At 69.4% G+C, this 19214-nt stretch carries 19 protein-coding genes; 7 read left to right on the forward strand and 12 right to left on the reverse strand.

Annotation, left to right across the window (positions count from 1 at the left end; genetic code table 11):
- Window positions 1–33 precede the first annotated feature (33 nt).
- From BN940_RS12130 to BN940_RS12140, 3 genes are read left to right on the forward strand one after another with little or no spacing between them, the layout of a single operon-like run.
- Window positions 34–1008, forward strand: coding sequence for a MerR family transcriptional regulator (locus BN940_RS12130; RefSeq protein ID WP_043683405.1), 975 nt, complete (start codon window positions 34–36; stop codon window positions 1006–1008).
- 16 nt (window positions 1009–1024) lie between these two features.
- The gene (locus tag BN940_RS12135) at window positions 1025–1627 is read left to right on the forward strand and encodes a lipocalin family protein (protein ID WP_043683407.1); all 603 of its coding nucleotides are present in this window, start codon (window positions 1025–1027) and stop codon (window positions 1625–1627) included.
- Window positions 1628–1642: 15 nt separating this feature from the next.
- Window positions 1643–2560: a TIGR01777 family oxidoreductase gene (locus BN940_RS12140; RefSeq protein ID WP_043683410.1), complete on the forward strand. Its 918-nt coding sequence runs from the start codon at window positions 1643–1645 to the stop codon at window positions 2558–2560.
- Between the two features lie 42 nt (window positions 2561–2602).
- Here the strand turns inward: BN940_RS12140 and BN940_RS12145 are convergent, their stop codons facing one another.
- From BN940_RS12145 to BN940_RS12185, 9 genes are all read right to left on the reverse strand, one after another.
- Window positions 2603–3973, reverse strand: a complete 1371-nt coding sequence (locus BN940_RS12145; protein ID WP_043683412.1) for a replicative DNA helicase — start codon at window positions 3971–3973, stop codon at window positions 2603–2605.
- 193 nt (window positions 3974–4166) lie between these two features.
- On the reverse strand, window positions 4167–4622 hold the full coding sequence (gene rplI, locus BN940_RS12150) for a 50S ribosomal protein L9 (protein ID WP_043683416.1): 456 nt from the start codon (window positions 4620–4622) through the stop codon (window positions 4167–4169).
- A 16-nt stretch (window positions 4623–4638) separates the two neighbouring features.
- A complete protein-coding gene (gene rpsR / locus BN940_RS12155) occupies window positions 4639–4911 on the reverse strand; it encodes a 30S ribosomal protein S18 (RefSeq protein WP_043683419.1) in 273 nt (90 codons plus the stop codon).
- A 49-nt stretch (window positions 4912–4960) separates the two neighbouring features.
- Entirely contained in the window at window positions 4961–5254 is a 294-nt protein-coding gene (gene priB, locus BN940_RS12160) for a primosomal replication protein N (protein WP_043683422.1), read from the reverse strand.
- 19 nt (window positions 5255–5273) lie between these two features.
- The gene (rpsF, locus tag BN940_RS12165) at window positions 5274–5642 is read right to left on the reverse strand and encodes a 30S ribosomal protein S6 (RefSeq protein ID WP_043683424.1); all 369 of its coding nucleotides are present in this window, start codon (window positions 5640–5642) and stop codon (window positions 5274–5276) included.
- A gap of 214 nt (window positions 5643–5856) precedes the next feature.
- On the reverse strand, window positions 5857–6669 hold the full coding sequence (gene folE2, locus BN940_RS12170) for a GTP cyclohydrolase FolE2 (protein ID WP_043683426.1): 813 nt from the start codon (window positions 6667–6669) through the stop codon (window positions 5857–5859).
- Window positions 6666–8528: a 1-deoxy-D-xylulose-5-phosphate synthase gene (dxs, locus tag BN940_RS12175; RefSeq protein WP_043687072.1), complete on the reverse strand. Its 1863-nt coding sequence runs from the start codon at window positions 8526–8528 to the stop codon at window positions 6666–6668. Before dxs ends, folE2 begins: the two co-directional genes overlap by 4 nt.
- Before the next feature lie 25 nt (window positions 8529–8553).
- On the reverse strand, window positions 8554–9471 hold the full coding sequence (locus BN940_RS12180; protein ID WP_043683428.1) for a polyprenyl synthetase family protein: 918 nt from the start codon (window positions 9469–9471) through the stop codon (window positions 8554–8556).
- Complete coding sequence (locus tag BN940_RS12185) at window positions 9468–9746, reverse strand: exodeoxyribonuclease VII small subunit (RefSeq protein ID WP_043687074.1); 279 nt, start codon at window positions 9744–9746, stop codon at window positions 9468–9470. Before BN940_RS12185 ends, BN940_RS12180 begins: the two co-directional genes overlap by 4 nt.
- A gap of 288 nt (window positions 9747–10034) precedes the next feature.
- Between BN940_RS12185 and BN940_RS12190 the strand changes: the two genes are divergently transcribed.
- Window positions 10035–11192: an aromatic ring-hydroxylating oxygenase subunit alpha gene (locus BN940_RS12190; protein ID WP_043683431.1), complete on the forward strand. Its 1158-nt coding sequence runs from the start codon at window positions 10035–10037 to the stop codon at window positions 11190–11192.
- Window positions 11193–11238: 46 nt separating this feature from the next.
- On the opposite strand, the gene BN940_RS12195 is transcribed toward BN940_RS12190, so the two are convergent.
- Window positions 11239–12105, reverse strand: coding sequence for a sulfurtransferase (locus BN940_RS12195; RefSeq protein ID WP_043683432.1), 867 nt, complete (start codon window positions 12103–12105; stop codon window positions 11239–11241).
- A gap of 25 nt (window positions 12106–12130) precedes the next feature.
- Window positions 12131–13006 (reverse strand): DMT family transporter, encoded by an 876-nt coding sequence (locus BN940_RS12200; protein WP_084330665.1) that lies wholly within the window; start codon window positions 13004–13006, stop codon window positions 12131–12133.
- An 80-nt stretch (window positions 13007–13086) separates the two neighbouring features.
- On the opposite strand from BN940_RS12200, the gene htpX reads away from it, so the two are divergent.
- The gene (gene htpX, locus BN940_RS12205; protein WP_043683435.1) at window positions 13087–13962 is read left to right on the forward strand and encodes a protease HtpX; all 876 of its coding nucleotides are present in this window, start codon (window positions 13087–13089) and stop codon (window positions 13960–13962) included.
- A 25-nt stretch (window positions 13963–13987) separates the two neighbouring features.
- Window positions 13988–15643, forward strand: a complete 1656-nt coding sequence (locus BN940_RS12210) for a Na/Pi cotransporter family protein (protein WP_043683437.1) — start codon at window positions 13988–13990, stop codon at window positions 15641–15643.
- A 70-nt stretch (window positions 15644–15713) separates the two neighbouring features.
- On the opposite strand, the gene polA is transcribed toward BN940_RS12210, so the two are convergent.
- Entirely contained in the window at window positions 15714–18434 is a 2721-nt protein-coding gene (polA, locus tag BN940_RS12215; protein WP_043683438.1) for a DNA polymerase I, read from the reverse strand.
- On the opposite strand from polA, the gene BN940_RS12220 reads away from it, so the two are divergent.
- A complete protein-coding gene (locus BN940_RS12220) occupies window positions 18433–19104 on the forward strand; it encodes an LOG family protein (RefSeq protein WP_043683440.1) in 672 nt (223 codons plus the stop codon). The two genes, polA and BN940_RS12220, sit on opposite strands and share 2 nt — an antisense overlap.
- The last annotated feature ends 110 nt before the right edge of the window (window positions 19105–19214 follow it).

Here is a 19214-nt window from a genome sequence, read left to right on the forward strand (position 1 = left end):
AGACAATTCAATCAATCCATTCTTCATCCCACCATGAGCCAGATCGCTTCCAACCTCAGCGACACACAGCCTTCCGCGGACGATGCCGGCTTGTCGATCGCCACCGTCGCACGCGAAACAGGCTTGGCCAAAGACACGCTGCGCGTCTGGGAGAAACGCTATGGTTTCCCCAGGCCGGACAGGGATGCTTCGGGCGACAGGCTCTACAGCGCCGCGCAGGTTCAACGACTCAAACTGATCGCGCGGCTATTGGATGCCGGCATGCGGCCCGGAAAGGTCGTCGGACTGGACCTTGAACAGTTGCAAGACATGCTGGCACGGCGTACGGCTGACGTTTCTTTTGATTTGTCCAGGACAAAACAGAAAAATCATGCGACTGACCCATTGCTCGAGGAACTGCTCGACGCCATCGCCACGCATGACCCGAGGGCACTGCGGCATGGACTTGGTCATGCCCAGATGCGCATGGGTCTGGCGCCCTTCGTGACCGATCTGGTCGCCCCGCTGACCACCGCCGTCGGCGATGCCTGGTCTCGAGGACGCTTCGAAATTTACGAAGAGCATCTGTACACCGAGATCATCACCGGCGTGCTGCGTCACGCCATCGCATCGCTGACGCCCCAGCCTGTTGCGCAAAGCCCCAAGGTACTGCTCACGACGGTGCCGCAGGAGCAGCATGGCCTCGGCCTGCTGATGGTCGAAGCCTTGCTGGTGCTGGAAGGCTGTTCCTGCGTCTCTCTGGGCACGCAGACTCCCGTGACCGATATCGTCCAGGCCGCACAGGCCCACCAGGCCGATGTGGTGGCCCTCAGCTTCAGCAATGTGCACAAAGCCGCAGAAGTGCGCACCCACTTGCGCGAGCTTCGCACCCAACTGCCCGCCGCGACGGCGCTATGGGTCGGCGGCTCATGCGCAGCCCTGTACCAATGGTCCATGCCCGGCGTCAGCGCCATCCGGCATCTGTCCGGCCTGCAGCCGCTGGTGGCCCAATGGCGGCACGCCCACTGAATCGATCGAGGACATCATGCGCCCGCTTTCCGACATGCTTCGCACCCTGTTCGCAGGCCTTTCCCGCCGTCAAAGGCGGACGCTTCCCGCCCTGCTGGCCGCCAGCTGCGCGCTGCTGCTGGCAGGCTGCGCAAGCACCCGCCCCCCTCCCGGCGTGACCGCCGTCACCCCATTCGATCTGCAGCGCTACCAGGGGCACTGGTACGAACTGGCCCGGCTCGATCACTCTTTCGAGCGGGGCATGACCGATGTCTCGGCTACCTATACGCCGCTGCCCGATGGCAGTGTGCGCGTGGTGAATCGCGGCTTCCTGCCCGCCAAGGGCCAATGGCGCGAGGCGGTCGGCCATGCGCGGTTCATCGGTTCACCCACGACGGGCTCACTCAAAGTCTCTTTCTTCTGGCCATTCTACGGTGGCTACCACGTGGCCGCGCTCGATCCCGACTACCGGTGGTCGCTGGTGATCGGACCGGATACAGGCTATGCCTGGATCCTCGCTCGCGACAAACAGCTCGACGCCGGGCAGCGCGAAGCCATTCTGGCCCGCGCCCAGGCGCTGGGCGTCGACACTTCGGCACTGATCTGGGTATCCCAGACGCGCCGTGACCCGGCATCGTAACGAGGGGGAAACGCCATGCGTATTCTGCTCACCGGCGGCACAGGCCTGATCGGCCAGGCGCTCTGCCGATACTGGCGGCCGCGAGGGCACCAGCTCTGGGTCTGGAGCCGCAATCCGCTCCAGGTTCCCGAACTGTGCAGTGGCGCGCGGGGCATCGCGCGGCTGCAGGATCTCGATGACGTCGGCCCCATGGACGCCGTGGTCAATCTGGCGGGCGCACCCATCGCCGACCGTCCCTGGACCGAAGCCCGCCGCAGCTTGCTGTGGCGCAGCCGTGTGGATCTCACGCGCACGCTGGTGGACTGGATGGGCCGGCAGGCCGTTCCCCCGGGTATCCTGCTGTCGGGCTCCGCGGTCGGCTGGTATGGCGACCGGGGCGACGAACGGCTGGACGAGGACAGCGCGCCGGGACAAAGCGATTTCGGCAGCCGCCTGTGCATCGCCTGGGAACAGGAGGCGCAACGCGCGAGTCAGTGGGGCGTGCGGGTGGCGCTGCTGCGCACCGCGCCCGTCCTGGCTTCGCAAGGCGGCATGCTGACTCGGTTGTTGCCCGTTTTTCGCCTTGGGCTGGGCGGACGGCTGGGTGACGGCCGGCAATGGATGCCCTGGATCCACATTGACGATCAGGTGGCACTGATCGACCACCTCCTGCGGAACGAATGCAGCGGCGCTTTCAATGCCTGCGCGCCCGAGGCCGTGCGCAACAGCGACTTCACCCGGAGGCTGGCCCGAACGTTGCGGCGCCCCGCGATTCTGCCCGTTCCGGCCTGGACGCTGCGCCTGGCCCTGGGCGAAATGTCCGTGCTGCTGCTCGGCGGTCAAAGACTGGCGCCCGTACGGACGGAAGCGTCCGGATTCGCCTGGATGCACCCGGAACTGACAGAGGCGCTCGCGCAACTGCTGCACGCCCCGCAAGCGCCGGCGGCGCAGTGATCCGCGGGGACCGGGCGGCAGTCCGCCCTTGCTGGCGACTGGTCAGAACCCCGGCGCGGCGGAGAAATTCAGGAAGCGGGTGCTGGAACCCTGGAATGTCAGGCGCACCGTGCCGATCGGACCGTTACGCTGCTTGCCGATGATGATCTCGGCCGTGCCCTTGTCGGGCGAATCGGGGTTGTAGACCTCGTCGCGGTAGATGAAGATGATCACATCGGCGTCCTGCTCGATGGCGCCGGATTCGCGCAGGTCGCTCATGACGGGCCGCTTGTTGGGGCGCTGCTCCAGGCTGCGATTGAGCTGCGACAGGGCGATCACCGGGCAGTTCAGCTCCTTGGCCAGGCCCTTCAGGGACCGGCTGATCTCGGAGATTTCGGTGGCGCGGTTTTCCCCGCCCGAGCCGGACATCAGCTGGATGTAGTCGATGATGATCAGGCCCAGCTGCCCGCACTGGCGCGCCAGCCGCCGCGCCCGCGCGCGCAGTTCCATGGAACTGAGCGCCGGGGTCTCGTCGATGTAGATCTGCGCTTCCTCGACCTTCTGCACGGCGTGGGTCAGGCGCGGCCAGTCGTCCTGGTTCAGCTTGCCGGTGCGCATGCGGTGCTGGTCCAGCATGCCGACCGAGCCGATCATGCGCATGGCCAGCTGCACGGCGCCCATTTCCATGGAGAACACGGCCACCGGCAGGCCCTGCTCGATGGCGACGTGCTCGCCGATGTTCATGGAAAACGAGGTCTTGCCCATGGACGGCCGCCCGGCCACGATCACCAGGTCGCCGGCCTGCAGGCCCGAGGTCATGCGGTCCAGATCGTTGAAGCCGGTGGGCACCCCGGTCACGTCGGAATCGCCTTCGCGGTGGTAGAGCTCGTCGATGCGCTCGACCACCTGGGCCAGCAGCGGACGGATCTCCTGGAATCCGGCCATGCCGCGCGCGCCTTCCTGGGCGATCTGGAACACGCGGGACTCGGCCTCGTCGAGGATCTGCCGGGCTTCCTTGCCCTGGGGATTGAAGGCGGCCGAGGAGATCTCGTCGGCGATCGAGACCAGCTTGCGCAGCATGGACCGCTCGCGCACGATCTCGGCGTAGCGGCGGATGTTCGCCGCCGAGGGCGTGTTGTGCGCCAGCGCGTTCAGGTACGGCAGGCCGCCGCATTCGTCGGACTTGCCGGCCGTGGCCAGGGATTCGTGGACCGTGACGACGTCGGCCGGCCGCGCCAGCGCCACCAGCCGGGCGATGTGCTGCCAGATCAGGCGGTGGTCGTAGCGGTAGAAGTCGTCCTCGGTGAGGACGTCGGCGACCCGGTCGAAGGCGGCGTTGTCCAACAGCAGCCCGCCCAGCACCGACTGCTCGGCCTCGATGGAGTGCGGCGGCACACGCAGGTAATCCAGTTGCGCGTCGGCTTCGATTTCCAAACCCTGTCCTCGATACGGGGGCGCGGCACGGCGCCCGATGAAAGGCCCCCGCGCGGCGCGGGCCGGCGGCGGGCCGCCCGGATCCGCCGAAGCTCGCCGGGCGAATGAAAAAGGGCCGGCGCAATGCCGGCCCTTTCAGCGGCGCCGCGCCATTCCCATCGTGAGAAATGTAGCACGGCGGCGCGGCGGTGCCTCAGGCCATTTCGCCCTGCACGTTGATCGTGATGTCGGCCACCACGTCGGCGTGCAGCGCAACCTGCAGCGGGAACTCGCCCACGGCCTTGATGGCGCCGTCGGGCATGCGGACCTGGGCCTTGTGCACGTCGGTGAAGCCGGCGGCCTGCAGCGCGGCGGCCACGTCCATGTTGGTGACCGAGCCGAACAGGCGGCCGTCGACGCCGGCCTTCTGGCTGATGGTCAGCACGTAGCCGGACAGCTTCTCGCCCACGGCCTGGGCCGCGGCCAGCTTTTCGGCCTGGTGCTTTTCGAGTTCGGCGCGGCGGGCCTCGAATTCCTTCAGGGCGGCGTCGGTCGCGCGGCGGGCGATCTTCTGGGGGATCAGGTAGTTGCGGGCGTAGCCGTCGCGCACACGAACCACGTCGCCGAGGTTGCCGAGATTGACGACTTTTTCAAGCAGAATGACTTGCATGACGGGAGACCTCGGATCAGTTGTGGTTGTCGGTGTACGGCAACAGGGCCAGGAAGCGCGCGCGCTTGATGGCGGTGTCCAGCTGGCGCTGGTAGTGCGCCTTGGTGCCGGTCAGGCGGGCCGGGATGATCTTGCCGTTTTCCTGGATGAAATCGCGCAGGGTGTCCAGATCCTTGTAGTCGATCTCTTCGACCTTGGCGACGGTGAAGCGGCAGAACTTGCGGCGCTTGAACAGCGGATTCTGCTGCCCGAACTTGCGCTTTTCCTTGGTTTTCTTGAAGTAAGCCATGATGGTTGCCTTTATCTCTCTAGGGCCGGGCCCTGCCCGGCATGTTCATTCAGTGTGCCTGCGCGATCCGCTGGATGTGGAACACCAGCCGGTCCGAACCCTGCCGGAGGGGCGCCAGGAATCCGACGGCCTGGACCAGCGCGCCGATCGGCGTCCCGGCCAGTTCCCGGGCCACGTCCCCCAGGGCCACCGCCTGCAGTTCCATGCGGACGGTGCGGGGGGATCCGGCTTCCAGGACCTCGGATTCGTGTGCCATCCGGAGCCGCAGCACCGGCGTGCCCGCCGGCGTGTGGCGCAGCGGCTCGGCCTCGGCCACGCGCGCTGCGATTTCGACCCGGTTCACGGAATGCGCGGGCTCCGGATCAGGAATTCGTGGACTCGGTGGCGGTCGCCTTGCGGGCTTCCTCGCGCTCGACCGACTTCATCATGATCGACGGCTCGGTGTGGGCGTGCCTGGTCTTGACGAACAGGTGGCGCAGGATCGCGTCGTTGTAGCGGAACGAGTGTTCGAGTTCGTCCAGGGCGGTCTGGCCGCACTCGATGTTGAAGCACACGTAGTGGGCCTTGACGAGCTTCTGGATCGGGTAGGCCAGCTGGCGGCGGCCCCAGTCCTCGACGCGGTGGATCTGGCCGCCATTGCTGGTGACCATGGCCTGGTAGCGCTCGATCATGGCGGGCACCTGCTCGCTCTGATCGGGATGCACGATGAACACTACTTCGTAGTGGCGCATGTAAGACTCCTTGTGGATATCTGTGGTGTGGACAGACAGCCCGCCGGCACGATGCGAAATCCCGTCCTGGGAATCACGGACACGCCAAAAATCGGCATGCCACAAGCACGGTCGAGCAAGTAACCCGGCATTCTAGCACATCGGCCGGGGTGAGGGAGTGGACGGCGCGCATCGTCCCTCCGAGGGGTGACGCGCCGGCGTTCCGGCGCCGGCGCTAGGCGCTGCGCACCACCGCGTAGGCGGAATGGTTGTGGATGGACTCGAAGTTTTCCGCCGTGACCTGGTAGGACGCCACGCCGGGCAGGCGCTGCAGCATCACGGCCACGTCGCGCACCAGGTCCTCGACGAATTTCGGGTTCTCGTAGGCGCGCTCGGTGACGAACTTTTCGTCGGCGCGCTTGAGCAGCCCCCAGAGCTCCGACGAGGCCTGCGATTCCACGCCACGGATCAGCGCGTCCAGGTCCACGGCATCGACCGCGTCGTATTCCAGGTCCACGCAGACGTGCGAGCGCTGGTTGTGGGCGCCGTAGTCCGAGATCGCCTTCGAGCACGGGCACAGGCTGGTCACCGGCACCTGGACGGACAGGGAAAAGCGCGGCGCCTCGCCGCGGCGCACGCCGACGCGCCAGCGTACCTGGTAGTCCATCAGGCTGCGCACGCCCGACACCGGCGCGGGCTTCTCGATGAAATAGGGAAAGCCGGCCGCGACGTCGCCCGCGTCGGCGTGCAGCAGGTCGAGCATAGACCGCGCCAGGGCGCACAGGGCCGCGGGCGTCATGGGCTCGCCGCGGTGCGCTTCCAGCAGGGCGATGAAGCGCGACATGTGCGTGCCTTTTTCGTCGGCCGGCAGGGCCACGGTCATTTCCCAGTCGGCGACGGTCGCCTGGGGCCGGCCGGCGCCGGACGCGACCACCAGGGGGTGGCGCACGCCGCGCACGCCCACCCGTTCGATGGCGATGCGGCGGGTGTCGGGTCCGCTTTGCACGTCCGGCATCGACATCGCCACCGGATCCAGCAGGGTGTTCATGAAGCATTCCTTTTCAAGCGCTGGCGTATCGACGCCTCGATTCCACCGGCATCCAGGCCGAGCCCGGCGAGGATGGCCTTCTGGTCCCCGTGATCGATGAATTCGTCCGGCAGGCCCAGCTGCAGGATCGGGCGGACGATCGCCTCCCGGTTCAGCCATTCGGCCACGGCGCTGCCGGCGCCGCCCATGACGGCGCCCTCCTCGACCGTGACGAGCAGGCCGTGGGTGTCGGCCAGCCGCCGCAGCAGGGCCTCGTCCAGCGGCTTGACGAAGCGCATGTCCACCAGCGTGGCGTCCAGCGCCTCGGCCGCCCGCGCGGCTTCTGGCAGCAGCGTGCCGAACACCAGCAGCGCCACGTCCCGGCCCTCGCGCCGCACCACGGCGCGGCCGAGTTCGACCGGCTCCAGGCTGTCGCCGGGATCGGCGCCGCAGCCGGCGCCGCGCGGGTAGCGCACCGAGGCCGGGCCGGGATGGAGGAAACAGGTGTTGAGCAGCAGCCGGGCCTCGCGTTCGTCCGAGGGCGTGGCGATCACCAGGTTCGGGACGCAGCGCAGGTAGGCGATGTCGTAGTTGCCGGCGTGGGTCGCCCCGTCGGCGCCGACGATGCCGGCCCGGTCCAGGGCGAAGGTCACGTCCAGGTTCTGCAGCGCCACGTCGTGGATCAGCTGGTCGTAGCCGCGCTGCAGGAAGGTGGAGTAGATGGCCACCACGGGCTTGCAGCCCTCGCAGGCCAGGCCGGCGGCGAAGGTCACGGCGTGCTGCTCGGCGATGCCGACGTCGAAGTAGCGCCGCGGGAACCGACGCTCGAACTCGACCAGGCCGCTGCCTTCGCGCATGGCGGGCGTGATGCCCATCAGGCGCGCGTCGGCGGCGGCCATGTCGCACAGCCAGGCGCCGAAGACCTGGGTGAAGGTGCGGCGCGCGGGCGTGGCGGGCTTCTGGATGCCGACCGAGGGATCGAACTTGCCCGGGCCGTGGTAGAGCACCGGATCGGCCTCGGCCAGCTTGTAGCCCCGGCCCTTGCGCGTCACGACGTGCAGGAACTGCAGGCCGCCGAGCCGGCGCAGGTTTTCCAGGGTGGGGATGAGCACGTCCAGGTCGTGGCCGTCGATCGGGCCCATGTAGTTGAAGCCCAGTTCCTCGAACAGGGTGGCCGGCGACAGCATGCCCTTGGCGTGGCCTTCGAGCTTGCGCGCCAGCGCCAGCACGGGCGGCACGTGCTGCAACATGGCCCGCCCCATGTTCTTGGCGCGGGCGTAGAACTGGCCCGACAGCAGGCGGGCGAAGTAGTAGTTCAGCGCGCCCACCGGCGGCGAGATCGACATGTCGTTGTCGTTCAGCACGACCAGCAGATTCACGTCGGGGGTGACGCCGGCGTTGTTCAGGGCCTCGAAGGCCATGCCGGCCGTCATCGCCCCGTCGCCGATCACGGCGACGTGCTGGCGATCGATGCCGGCGTTGCGCGAGGCCACGGCCATGCCCAGCGCGGCGGAGATCGAGGTCGAGGAATGCGCCGTGCCGAAGGCGTCGTACGGCGATTCGGCGCGCCTGGGGAAGCCCGAGATCCCGCCGCGCTGGCGCAGGCCGGCCATGGCCTCGCGGCGCCCGGTGAGGATCTTGTGCGGATAGGACTGGTGGCCCACGTCCCAGACCAGCCGGTCGTGGGGCGTGTCGAACGCGTAGTGCAGCGCCAGGGTGAGCTCGACCGTGCCCAGGTTCGAGGACAGGTGGCCGCCGGTGCGCGACACGGAGTCCAGCACGAACGCGCGCAGTTCGACGGCCAGGTCCTTGAGCTCCCGGCGGTCCAGCCGGCGCAGGTCCGCCGGCGACTGGATGCCTTCCAATAGTCTAGTCATGATGCCTTGGATGCAGGGTCTGTCCACGCTAATGGGACCTGCCGATGATGTAGTCGGCCAGCTCGCGCAGGCGGCAGGCCGACGGCCCCAGCGGCAGCAGCGCGGCGCAGGCCTGCTCGCGCAGGCCGGCCAGCAGTTCGCGCGAGCCGTCCAGCCCCATGATGGAGACGTAGGTCGGCTTGCCCTGGGCGGCGTCCTTGCCGGCGGTCTTGCCCAGGGTGGCCGAATCGGCGGTCACGTCCAGGATGTCGTCCACCACCTGGAAGGCCAGGCCCATGGCCGAGGCGTAGGATTCCAGGCCGGCGCGCACGGTGCTGCTGGCGCCGGCCACCACCCCGCCCAGCAGCACGCTGGCTTCCAGCAGGGCGCCGGTCTTCATGCGGTGCATGTGCTGCAGCGCCTCGATCGGCAGCGCCTGGCCGACGCTGGCGCAGTCGATGGCCTGGCCGCCGACCATGCCCTCGCTGCCCGCCGCGCGCGCCAGCAGCCGGACCGCCTGGACCGTCAGGGCCGGCGCGATGGGCATCTGCGCCAGGCAGTCGAAGGCCAGGGGCTGCAGCGCATCCCCGGCCAGCATGGCGAGCGCCTCGTCGTCGAACTGGCGATGCACGGTGGGCCGGCCGCGCCGCAGGTCGTCGTCGTCCATGCAGGGCAGATCGTCGTGGATCAGCGAATAGGCGTGGATCAGCTCCACGGCGGCGGCGGCGGCGTCCAGCGCCAGGTCCTGGGCGGCGGCCGTGCCGTTGGAGGTGCGGCTGGCTTCGCCGGCGGCGTAGACCAGGGCGGCCCGCACCCGCTTGCCCGGCCCCAGGACGGCATAGCGCATGGCTTCGTGCAGGCGCGCGGGATCGTCCTCGGCGGGCGGCAGCAGGTCGTCGAGCACCGTCGCGGTGTGATCCACCCGGTCGCGCAGCCAGGCGTCGAAATTCCCCGCGACAGCGCTCATGTCGCGTCCCGCGCCGCGGCGTCGTCGAAGGGCTGGAGCAGCTGGCCCTGGAGCACCTGGACCTGCTGTTCGACGGCTTCCAGCCGCCGCTGGCACACCTGGGCCAGCGCCACGCCGCGCTGATACAGGGCGATGGACTCGTCCAGGCCCAGGTTGCCGTCGTTCATGCGGCCGGCCAGGTCCTCGAGTTCGGCCAGCGCCGTCTCGAAGTCCTGGGGCAATGGATCGGCGGGCCGGGAAGCCGGGGCCGGCGGCGGGGTTTGATCGTTGACCATGGGTTTCATCTGAGCATTCCAGACTGGATTGTACGGGAACCCCGCCGGACCATGAAACCGCCCCGGCCCCGATCGCCTACGGGGTGGGGTACAATTTCGACCCCTGTCCCGGACCGGGCTTCGCGCCGGGCCGGGACCATGCGGTCCGGTCGCGCCACGCGACCGACCGGCTCGGGCGTTTTTCTTCGCACCGACCCGGCCGCCGTCCCTCGTTCCGCCCGCCAGGATCGCCGGCGCCGGGGCATCCCGGCGGCGATCCGGGCGGTTCCATTCTTGCGGGGGGAACCAATGACCAACCCTTACATCCCTTCCGGCGCCGATCTGGCCAGCCAGCTTCCGGTCCACCACTACTTCGATCCGGCCGTCCTGGCCCGGGAACGGCGCCGCATCTTCGAGCGCAGCGCATGCTACGTGGGCCATGAGAAGATGGTGCCCGACCCCGGCGACTGGCGCACCCTGGCCCACGAGGGCGGCGGCCGGGTCCTGCTGCGCGACCGGACCGACGTGCGCCTGCTGTCGAACGTCTGCCGCCACCGCCAGGCCCTGATGCTGGGCAGCCAGACGGGGCGCGACGCCGATTGTTCGGCCGGCAACCTGTGCGCCACGGGCGGGCGCATCCTGTGCCCGATCCACCAATGGAGCTACGACACCCAGGGCCGGCTGCTGAACGCCCCGCTGTTCCCGGAAAAACCGGACCTGCGGCTGCGGGAATTCCCGCTGCGCAACTGCCACGGCCTGCTGTTCGAGGGCGCGCGCGATCCGCTGGGCGACCTCGGCGGCCTGTTCGAGCGGCCGGAATTCGATTTTTCCGACTACGTGCTCGACCACGTGGAAGTCCATCCCTGCCACTACAACTGGAAGACCTTCATCGAAGTCTACCTGGAGGACTACCACGTCGGCCCCTTCCACCCGGGGCTGGGGCGCTTCGTCACCTGCGACGACCTGGAATGGGAATTCGGCGAATTCCACAGCATGCAGCGCGTCGGCGTCCACCAGGCCCTGGGCCAGCCCGGCACCGAGGTCTACCGCCAGTGGCACGACCGCCTGCTGCAGTACCGCTCGGGCGCCGCGCCCGATTTCGGCGCGATCTGGGTGACGTATTTTCCCACCCACATGATCGAGCTCTATCCCCACGTCCTGGTGCTGTCCACGCTGCACCCCGTCAGCCCCCAGGAGACCGTCAACGTGATCGAGTTCTACTACCCCGAGGAAATCGTCGCCTTCGAGCGCGAATTCATCGAGGCCCAGCGCGCGGCCTACCTGGAGACGGCGATCGAGGACGACGAGATCGGCGAGCGCATGGACGCCGGCCGCCGCGCCCTGATGGAGCGCGGCGAAAACGAATGCGGCCCCTACCAGAGTCCCCTGGAGGACGGCATGGCGCACTTCCACGCCTGGTACCGCCGCATGATGAACCCGGTCACGGATCAGTCCCCCGCGGACTGATCCGTGCCTGGTGAATCGGAGCGCCTTGCAAGGCGCGAGGCGGGAGTCAATCGCCTTTCGCCACCGGCCGGGCGGCGTCGGCGCACCATTCGCTCCAGGATCCCGGATACAGGGCCGAGCCGCGCAGGCCGGCCAGTTCCATGGCGAAAAGGTTGTGGCAGGCGGTGATGCCCGAGCCGCACTGATGGACGATGCCGCGGTCCAGCCGGCCGCCCAGCAGGGACTCGAATTCCGCGCGCAGTTCGGCGGCGGGCTTGAAGCGCCCGTCCGGGCCCAGATTGCGTTCAAACGGCCGGTTCAGCGCCCCCGGGATGTGCCCCGGCACCGGATCGATGGGCTCGACCGCGCCGCTGAAGCGCTCGGGCGCGCGCGCATCCAGCACCGTGAAGCGCGGCTCGTCCAGGTTGGACAGCACGGCGCGGGCATCGACCACGGGCATCGAGGGCTTGCCCGAGAGGACCAGCCCCTGGATCGCCTGCGCCTCGCTCAGCGAGGGCGCGCGCGCGCCGGTCTCGACGGCGCCGCCGGCCGCCAGCCAGGCGGCCCAGCCGCCGTCCAGCACCGAGACGGATTCGTGCCCCAGCCAGCGCAGCATCCACCACAGGTGCGCCGCGAACATGGCGTTGCCGGCGTCGTAGACCACCACGTCGGTGCGGGCCGTCAGGCCCTGGGCCCGCATCAGGGCGGCGAAATCGGCGCGATCCGGCAAGGGGTGGCGGCCGTTGCGCCCGGTCTTGAGGGCGCACAGCTGGGTTTCGTGGTCCAGGTACAGGGCCCCGGGGATGTGACCCGCTTCGTAAGCCCGCCGGCCCGCCTGATGGTCCGCCAGGTCGTGGCGCACATCGAAGACCAGGCAGCCCGGCCGGGTCAGGCGCTCGCGCAGGGCCTCGGGCTGAATCAGCAATGCGGTCATGACGGGTTTACCTCCTTCGTGAAAACTAGGCCGCGCCGCGGACGCCCCGCAGGGCGCGCGCCTCGGTGTATGTGCGCCAGACCGACAGGAGGCCGGAACCGATGATCAGCGCCATGCCGGCCCAGGCCAGCGGCGCCGGCCGGTCGCCCCAGAACAGGACGCCGATCAAGGCGGCAAAGATGATGGTCATGTACTGCAGCGCCGCCGTCAACAGGGTAGACCCCAAGCCGAAGGCCCGGGTCATGGCCAGCTGGCCCACCAGCCCCGCCACGCCCAGCCCGACGAGCGCCAGCAAGGCCAGGGGGTCCGTGGTGCGCCAGCCCTGCAGCGCGATGCCGCCCAGGCCGCTCAGGCAGACGCCCAGGGAGAACAGCAGCACCGTGCGCCATTCGGGCTCGCCGATCTGGCCCAGCTGGCGGATCTGCATCATGGCGACGGCCGCCAGGCCGCCCGCCCCCAGCCCCATCAGGGCCGCGATCCACTGGTCGTGCTGAATGCTGGGGCGCAGCACGCCCAGCACCCCGAGAAAACCCGCCAGCACGGCCAGCACGCGCACCGGGTCGCGCTGCGCGCCGCCGAAGAACAGCATCCAGCCGGCGATGAACAGCGGCGCGGTGTAGTTCAGGCTGACGGCCGTGGGCAGGGGCAGGCGGGACAGCGCGAAGAAGCCCAGCCACATGGACGTGATGCCGCTGAGATTGCGCCAGACGTGCAGGCGCCAGCTGGACGGACGGATCGTGCGCCGCGTGGCGCGCGCCCAGAAATACAGCAGCAGGACGGAGGGGATGCCACGGAACAGGACGATTTCCGGCAGCGTGGCGCCGATGTCGGCGGCGACCTTCACGAAGGCCCCCATCGCGGCGAACATGGCGCAGGCCAGCAACATCCACAAAGACTGCATGCGTCACCACGACACGAACAGGAAGCCGATACTATACACTTTGGCCATCATCGTTCCTTTCCTGCGGAGCCCTGCCCCACATGAAGCGCATCATCCTGTTCCTCGCGACCAATCTGGCGGTCGTGCTGGTGCTCAACATCGCCATGAACCTCCTGGGGGTCGGGCGCTATCTCACGGCCAACGGCATCGATCCGGCCGCATTGCTGGTCTTTGCGGCGCTGGTGGGCTTCACCGGCTCGTTCATCTCGCTGCTGATGAGCAAATGGATGGCCAAGACCAGCACCGGCGCCCGGGTCATCGATCCCCAGGCGCCGCGCGACCGGCGCGAGGCCTGGCTGGTGGCCACCGTGCACCAGCTGGCCGACCGGGCCGGCATCGGCCGCCCCGAAGTCGCCATCTACGAAGGCGCGCCCAACGCCTTCGCCACCGGCGCCTTCCGCAACGAGTCCCTGGTGGCGGTGTCCACCGGCCTGCTCTCGTCCATGACCGAGGAGGAAGTCACCGCCGTCCTGGGCCACGAAGTCGCCCACATCGCCAACGGCGACATGGTCACCCTCACCCTGATCCAGGGCGTGGTCAACACCTTCGTCATCTTCCTGTCGCGCCTGGTGGGCTACTTCATCGACCGCGCCGTGCTCAAGAACGAACGCGACGTCGGCATCGGCTATTACGCCAGCGTCTTCGTCTGCGAGATCCTCTTCGGCGTGCTCGCCTCGATCATCGTCGCCTGGTTCTCCCGCCGGCGCGAATTCCGCGCCGACGCGGGCTCGGCGCACCTGCTGGGCGCGCGCGAGCCCATGATCCGCGCGCTCGCCCGCCTGGGCGGGATCGAGGCCGGCGAACTGCCCAAGTCCTTCGCCGCCTCGGGCATCACGGGCGGCGCCCTCGGCGCCCTGTTCGCCTCGCATCCGCCGATCGAGCAGCGCATCGAAGCCCTGCGCCGGCAGGCGGCCTAGGGCGGGCACCGGACGGCCGCCCGCCGTGCGCGAACTCCAGGTCCTGGTCGCCTTCGGCGGCTTCGTCGCCCTGCTGCTGTGGGGCGTGCACATGGTGCAGACCGGCGTACAGCGGGCCTTCGGCAAGGCGCTGGGCCTGTGGATGGGCCGCGCCATGGGCTCGCCCCCGCGCGCCTTCGGCACGGGGCTGCTCATCACCGCCGCCATCCAGAGCAGCACGGCCACCGGGCTGATGATCACCGGCTTCGCCCTGGACGGCCTGGTGCCCCTGGTGCCGGGTCTGGCGGCCATGCTGGGCGCCAACGTCGGCACCACCCTGATCGTCCAGGCCCTGTCCTTCGACCCCACCGCGCTGGCGCCCGGGCTGGTGCTCGTCGGCGTCTGGATGTTCCGCCACTACGAGCCGGGCCGCGCCCGCGACCTGGGGCGGGCCCTGGTCGGCCTGGGCCTGCTGCTGCTGGCGCTGCACGAGCTGGTGACGCTGTTCGAGCCGCTGCAGAACGCGCCGCTGCTGGGCGGCGCCCTGCTCGCCCTGGCCGACGCGCCGGTGATCGCCCTGGCGGCCAGCGCGGCGCTGACCTGGGCCTCGCATTCCAGCGTGGCCGTGGTGGTGCTGATCATGTCGCTCGCCCATCACGACCTGGTCCCGCCGGAGCTGGCCTACGCGCTGGTGCTGGGCGCCAACCTGGGCACCGCCATCAATCCGGTCCTGGAAGGCGGCGGCGAGGGCAACCCCGCCGCCCGGCGCCTGCCCATCGGCAACCTGGGCACGCGCGCCGCCGGCTGCCTGCTGGGTCTGGCCCTGCTGCCCTGGGCCGGCCCGATCATGGCGGCGCTGGGCGACGCCGCGCACGCCGTGGCGAACTTCCACCTGCTGTTCAACCTCGTGGTGGCCGCCTGCTTCATGCCCGCGCTGGAACCCTACGCCCGGCTGCTGCAGCGGCTGCTGCCGGCGCGCGCCGATCCCCACGACCCGGCCCGCCCCCAGTACCTGGACGAATCCGCGCGCGAAGTCCCGTCCGTGGCGCTGGGCCAGGCCGCCCGCGAGGCCCTGCGGCTGACGGACCTGCTGCGCGAATCGCTGCGGCTGACCGGGCAGGCCCTGCTGCGCGACGATCCCCGGGCGACCAGCCAGGCGCGCTACCTGAACGGCGCCATCAGCCAGCTGGACCGCTCGGTGACCGCCTACCTGGCGACCCAGGACCAGGAAAGCCTCAGCGCCGACGACGCGCAGTACCTGAAATCCATCCTGACCTTTTCCATGAACGTCGCCCACGCCGCCGACGTGTCGGGCATGGGCCTGCTGGGCCACGCGGGGCGGCTGCACAAGAAGCACTGGGAGCTGGATCCCGAGCAGCAGGCCGAGCTGGCCGACGTCCTGGAGCGGCTGCAGCGCAACCTGCGCCAGGCCGCCGCCGTGTTCGTCTCGGGCGACCGCGCCGCGGCGCGCGCCCTGGCCTTTGAAAAGGAACACTTCCGCGCCCTGGAAGCCCGCGCGGCCGAGCGCCACCTGGACCGCATCAAGACCGGCCGCATCGACGCCGCCGACATCGGCGCCTTCTACCTGGAAATCCTGCGCGACGCCGGCGGGGTGAACGCCTGCCTGGTCAACGCGGCGGCCTACCCCGTGCTGGACCGCCACGGCGAACTGCGCCCCAACCGGCTGCGCGAATCGGAGTGAGCCCGCCGCGCCGTGCGCGGCGCACGCGGCACGAGCCCGCCGGCCGCGGGACGCGCCCGCGCACCGCCGCTCAGTGCGCGGCGCCCCAGTCGGGGCCGACGCCGACCTCGGCCACCAGCGGCACCGCCAGTTCCGCCACCCCCGCCATCAGCACCGGCACCCGCTCGCGCAGGGCCTCGATCTCGTCGTCGGCGGCGTCGAACACCAGTTCGTCGTGGACCTGCATCACCATCAGGCTGCGCAGGCCCTCGGCGTCCAGCCAGTCCTGCACCGCCACCATGGCCATCTTGATGAGGTCGGCCGCCGTGCCCTGCATGGGCGCGTTGATGGCGGCCCGCTCGGCGGCGGCCGCGCGCGGCCCCTTGGCGCCGGACAGTTCCGGGAAATACAGGCGCCGTCCGAACACGGTTTCCACGTAGCCCTGCTCGCGGGCCTGGCGGCGGATGCGGTCCATGTAGTCGGCCACGCCCGGGTAGCGCATGAAATAGCGGTCGATGTAGGACTTGGCCGCCGCCCGGGTGATGCCCAGGTTGCTCGCCAGGCCGAACTCGCCCATGCCGTAGATCAGGCCGAAGTTGATGGCCTTGGCCGCCCGCCGGTGCTCGGCGTCGACCTGGTCCAGGGGCAGGCCGAAGACCTCGGCCGCCGTGGCGCGGTGGATGTCCAGTCCCTGGGCGAAGGCCTGGCGCAGATTGGCGTCGCCCGACACGTGGGCCATCACGCGCAATTCGATCTGCGAGTAGTCGGCCGACACGATCTTCCCCAGGCTGGACACGAAGGCCGAGCGCACGCGCCGGCCCTCGGCCGTGCGCACGGGGATGTTCTGCAGGTTCGGGTCGGACGAGGCCAGCCGTCCGGTCACCACGGCGGCCTGGGCGTAGCGCGTGTGCACCCGGCCGGTGCGCGGATCGATCATGCGCGGCAGCTTGTCGGTGTAGGTGGATTTCAGCTTGGCGATGCCGCGGTAGTCGAGCAGCAGGCGCGGCAGGGGGTAGTCGGCCGCGAGGCGGGTCAGGACGTCCTCGTCGGTGGAGGGCGCGCCGCCCGCCGTCTTGCGCAGCACCGGCAGCTGCATGCGCTGGAACAGGATCTCGCCCAGCTGCTTGGGCGAATTCAGGTTGAAGGGCTGGCCCGCCAGGGCGTGGGCCTGGGCCTCGAGGTCGATCATCTGCCGGCCCAGCTCGTGGCTCTGCGCCGCCAGCACCTTGGCGTCGATGGCCACGCCGTTGCGCTCGATGCGCGTGAGCACGTCGGAGGTGCGGATCTCCAGTTCGTAGATGCGCTTCAGGCCGGCCTCGGCCTCGACCTTGGGCAGGAGGACCTGGTGCAGGCGCAGGGTGAAGTCGGCGTCCTCGGCGGCGTAATGCGCCGCCTGGTCCAGGGCGACCTCGTCGAAGCCGATCTGGCGCGCGCCCTTGCCGCACAGGTCCTCGTAGGTCGTGCCCGTCAGCCCCAGCCACTGGATGCACAGTTCCTGCAGGTTCACGCGCCGGTGGGACTGCAGCACATAGGCCTGCAGCATGGTGTCGTGGCGCACCCCGCGCAGGGCGACCCCTTCGTTGGCGAACACGTGGGCGTCGTACTTGGCGTGGTGCAGCAGCTTGGGCGCGGCGGGGTCCTCCAGCCAGGGACGCAGGCGTTCGAGCACCAGGGCGCGGTCGAGCTGCTCGGGCGTGCCCGGCCCGCGGTGGCCCACCGGCACGTAGGCCGCGCGGCCGGGCTCGATGGCGAAGGACAGCCCCACCAGGCGGGCCGCCATGGGATCCAGGCTGGTGGTCTCGGTGTCCAGCGCGGCCAGGGGCGCCGCCCGCAGGCGCGCCAGCCAGCGGTCCAGCGCCGCCTCGTCGAGGATGGTTTCGTAATCGATGGCGTCGGGCGCGGGCGGCACCTCGCGCGCCGCGCGGGCGTCCTGGACCGGAATGCGGCCCGGCTCGCCGGTTTCCTCGCGCAGCCAGGTCCGGAAGCCATAGGTCTCGTACAGCCGCACCAGCGTCTCGTGGTCGGGCGGCCGCAGGCCCAGCGCCGCCGGCACCCAGCCGTCCTGCAGCTCGCAGTCCAGGCGCACGGTGAGCAGGTCGCGCGTCATGGGGAAATTCGGCGCCGCCGCGCGCAGGTTTTCCCCGGCCACGCCGCGGATCTCGCCCGCATGGGCGACCAGGGTGTCGATGTCGCCGTATTCGTTCAGCCACTTGACGGCGGTCTTGGGGCCGACCTTCTCCACCCCGGGCACATTGTCCACGGCGTCGCCGGTCAGCATCAGATAGTCGACGATGCGCTCGGGCGGCACGCCGAACTTGCGGATCACGCCCTCGCGGTCCTGGCGCTCGCCCGACATGGTGTTGATCAGCTCCACCCGGTCGTTGACCAGCTGGGCCAGATCCTTGTCGCCCGTCGAAATGATGGTATAAAAGTCGTTTTCGCCCGCCTGGCGCGCCAGGGTGCCGATGATGTCGTCGGCCTCCACGCCCGGCGCCGCGATCACGGTCCAGCCCAGCGCGGCGGCGGCCTCGTGGATCGGTTCGATCTGGGCGCGCAGGTCGTCGGGCATCGAAGGACGATGGGCCTTGTAGTCGGGGTAGATCGTTTCCCGGAACGAACCGCCCGGGGCGTCGAACACGCAGGCTCCGTGGGTCGCCACGTCCTTGTAATCCAGCAACAGCCTCCGTAACATGGAAACGACGCCATACAGGGCTCCGGTGGGTTCGCCGCGCGCATTGCGCAGATCGGGCATCGCATGATAGGCGCGGTACAGGTAGCTGGACCCATCCACGAGCAACAAGGTTTTTTTCATGACGGACAATAAGACGAAACGCGTTTCGGCCGAACAACAGATTCCCACGATTATTGCAGAGATGCGCGCGGCGGCCTCGGCCTTCCAGAAAATCGGCCTGGGCGTGAGCATCTTCGGCAGCGCCCGGGTTCCCCGCGGCCACCCCTTCTACGCCCTGGGCATGGAACTGGGCGCGCGCATCGCGCAGCTGGGCCTGCCGGTGATCGCCGGCGGCGGCCCGGGCCTGATGGAGGCCGCCAACCGCGGCGCCTTCGAGGCGGGCGGGCGCAGCGTCGGGCTGAACATCCGCCTGCCGCGCGAAAAGACCGACAATTCCTACCAGACCGACAGCCTGCACTTTGAATATTTCAATTCGCGCAAGGCCTCGTTCTTCATGCACAGCCTGGCCTACGTGGTGCTGCCCGGCGGCTTCGGCACGCTCGACGAGCTGTTCGAGGCCATCACGCTGGTGCAGACCATGAAGCAGCCGCCCGCCCCCATCATCCTGGTGGGCGTGGAATTCTGGTCCGGCCTGATGGACTGGGTCCGCGACCAGCTGCTGACCCACGGCATGATCGGCCCCTTCGACCTCGACCTGCTGCTGGTCTCCGACGACATCGACGAAATCGTGCGCCTCATCCAGGAAGCCGCCCAGATCGAGCAGCGCCGCGAACCGGCGCTGCCGACCTGAATCCGGCCGCGGCCGGCGCCGGCTCCGCGGCCGGGGCCGGGCATCCCTAGGGGTAATGCTCGATGCGCCCCGGCAAAAACCTGGGTTAACATCACGCCTTGTCACCGTCG

This window comes from Castellaniella defragrans 65Phen, assembly GCF_000612685.1.
Classification (GTDB): domain Bacteria; phylum Pseudomonadota; class Gammaproteobacteria; order Burkholderiales; family Burkholderiaceae_B; genus Castellaniella; species Castellaniella defragrans.

What these genes read in the sequence shown, in the direction of transcription:
- BN940_RS12130 (WP_043683405.1), top strand. Translation starts at nt 34, where the DNA reads ATGAGCCAGATCGCTTCCAACCTCAGCGACACACAGCCTTCCGCGGAC.
- BN940_RS12135 (WP_043683407.1), top strand. Translation starts at nt 1,025, where the DNA reads ATGCGCCCGCTTTCCGACATGCTTCGCACCCTGTTCGCAGGCCTTTCC.
- BN940_RS12140 (WP_043683410.1), top strand. Translation starts at nt 1,643, where the DNA reads ATGCGTATTCTGCTCACCGGCGGCACAGGCCTGATCGGCCAGGCGCTC.
- rplI (WP_043683416.1), bottom strand. Translation starts at nt 4,622, where the DNA reads ATGCAAGTCATTCTGCTTGAAAAAGTCGTCAATCTCGGCAACCTCGGC.
- rpsR (WP_043683419.1), bottom strand. Translation starts at nt 4,911, where the DNA reads ATGGCTTACTTCAAGAAAACCAAGGAAAAGCGCAAGTTCGGGCAGCAG.
- rpsF (WP_043683424.1), bottom strand. Translation starts at nt 5,642, where the DNA reads ATGCGCCACTACGAAGTAGTGTTCATCGTGCATCCCGATCAGAGCGAG.
- folE2 (WP_043683426.1), bottom strand. Translation starts at nt 6,669, where the DNA reads ATGAACACCCTGCTGGATCCGGTGGCGATGTCGATGCCGGACGTGCAA.
- BN940_RS12180 (WP_043683428.1), bottom strand. Translation starts at nt 9,471, where the DNA reads ATGAGCGCTGTCGCGGGGAATTTCGACGCCTGGCTGCGCGACCGGGTG.
- BN940_RS12185 (WP_043687074.1), bottom strand. Translation starts at nt 9,746, where the DNA reads ATGGTCAACGATCAAACCCCGCCGCCGGCCCCGGCTTCCCGGCCCGCC.
- BN940_RS12190 (WP_043683431.1), top strand. Translation starts at nt 10,035, where the DNA reads ATGACCAACCCTTACATCCCTTCCGGCGCCGATCTGGCCAGCCAGCTT.
- BN940_RS12195 (WP_043683432.1), bottom strand. Translation starts at nt 12,105, where the DNA reads ATGACCGCATTGCTGATTCAGCCCGAGGCCCTGCGCGAGCGCCTGACC.
- BN940_RS12200 (WP_084330665.1), bottom strand. Translation starts at nt 13,006, where the DNA reads ATGCAGTCTTTGTGGATGTTGCTGGCCTGCGCCATGTTCGCCGCGATG.
- htpX (WP_043683435.1), top strand. Translation starts at nt 13,087, where the DNA reads ATGAAGCGCATCATCCTGTTCCTCGCGACCAATCTGGCGGTCGTGCTG.
- BN940_RS12220 (WP_043683440.1), top strand. Translation starts at nt 18,433, where the DNA reads ATGACGGACAATAAGACGAAACGCGTTTCGGCCGAACAACAGATTCCC.
- polA (WP_043683438.1), bottom strand. Translation starts at nt 18,434, where the DNA reads ATGAAAAAAACCTTGTTGCTCGTGGATGGGTCCAGCTACCTGTACCGC.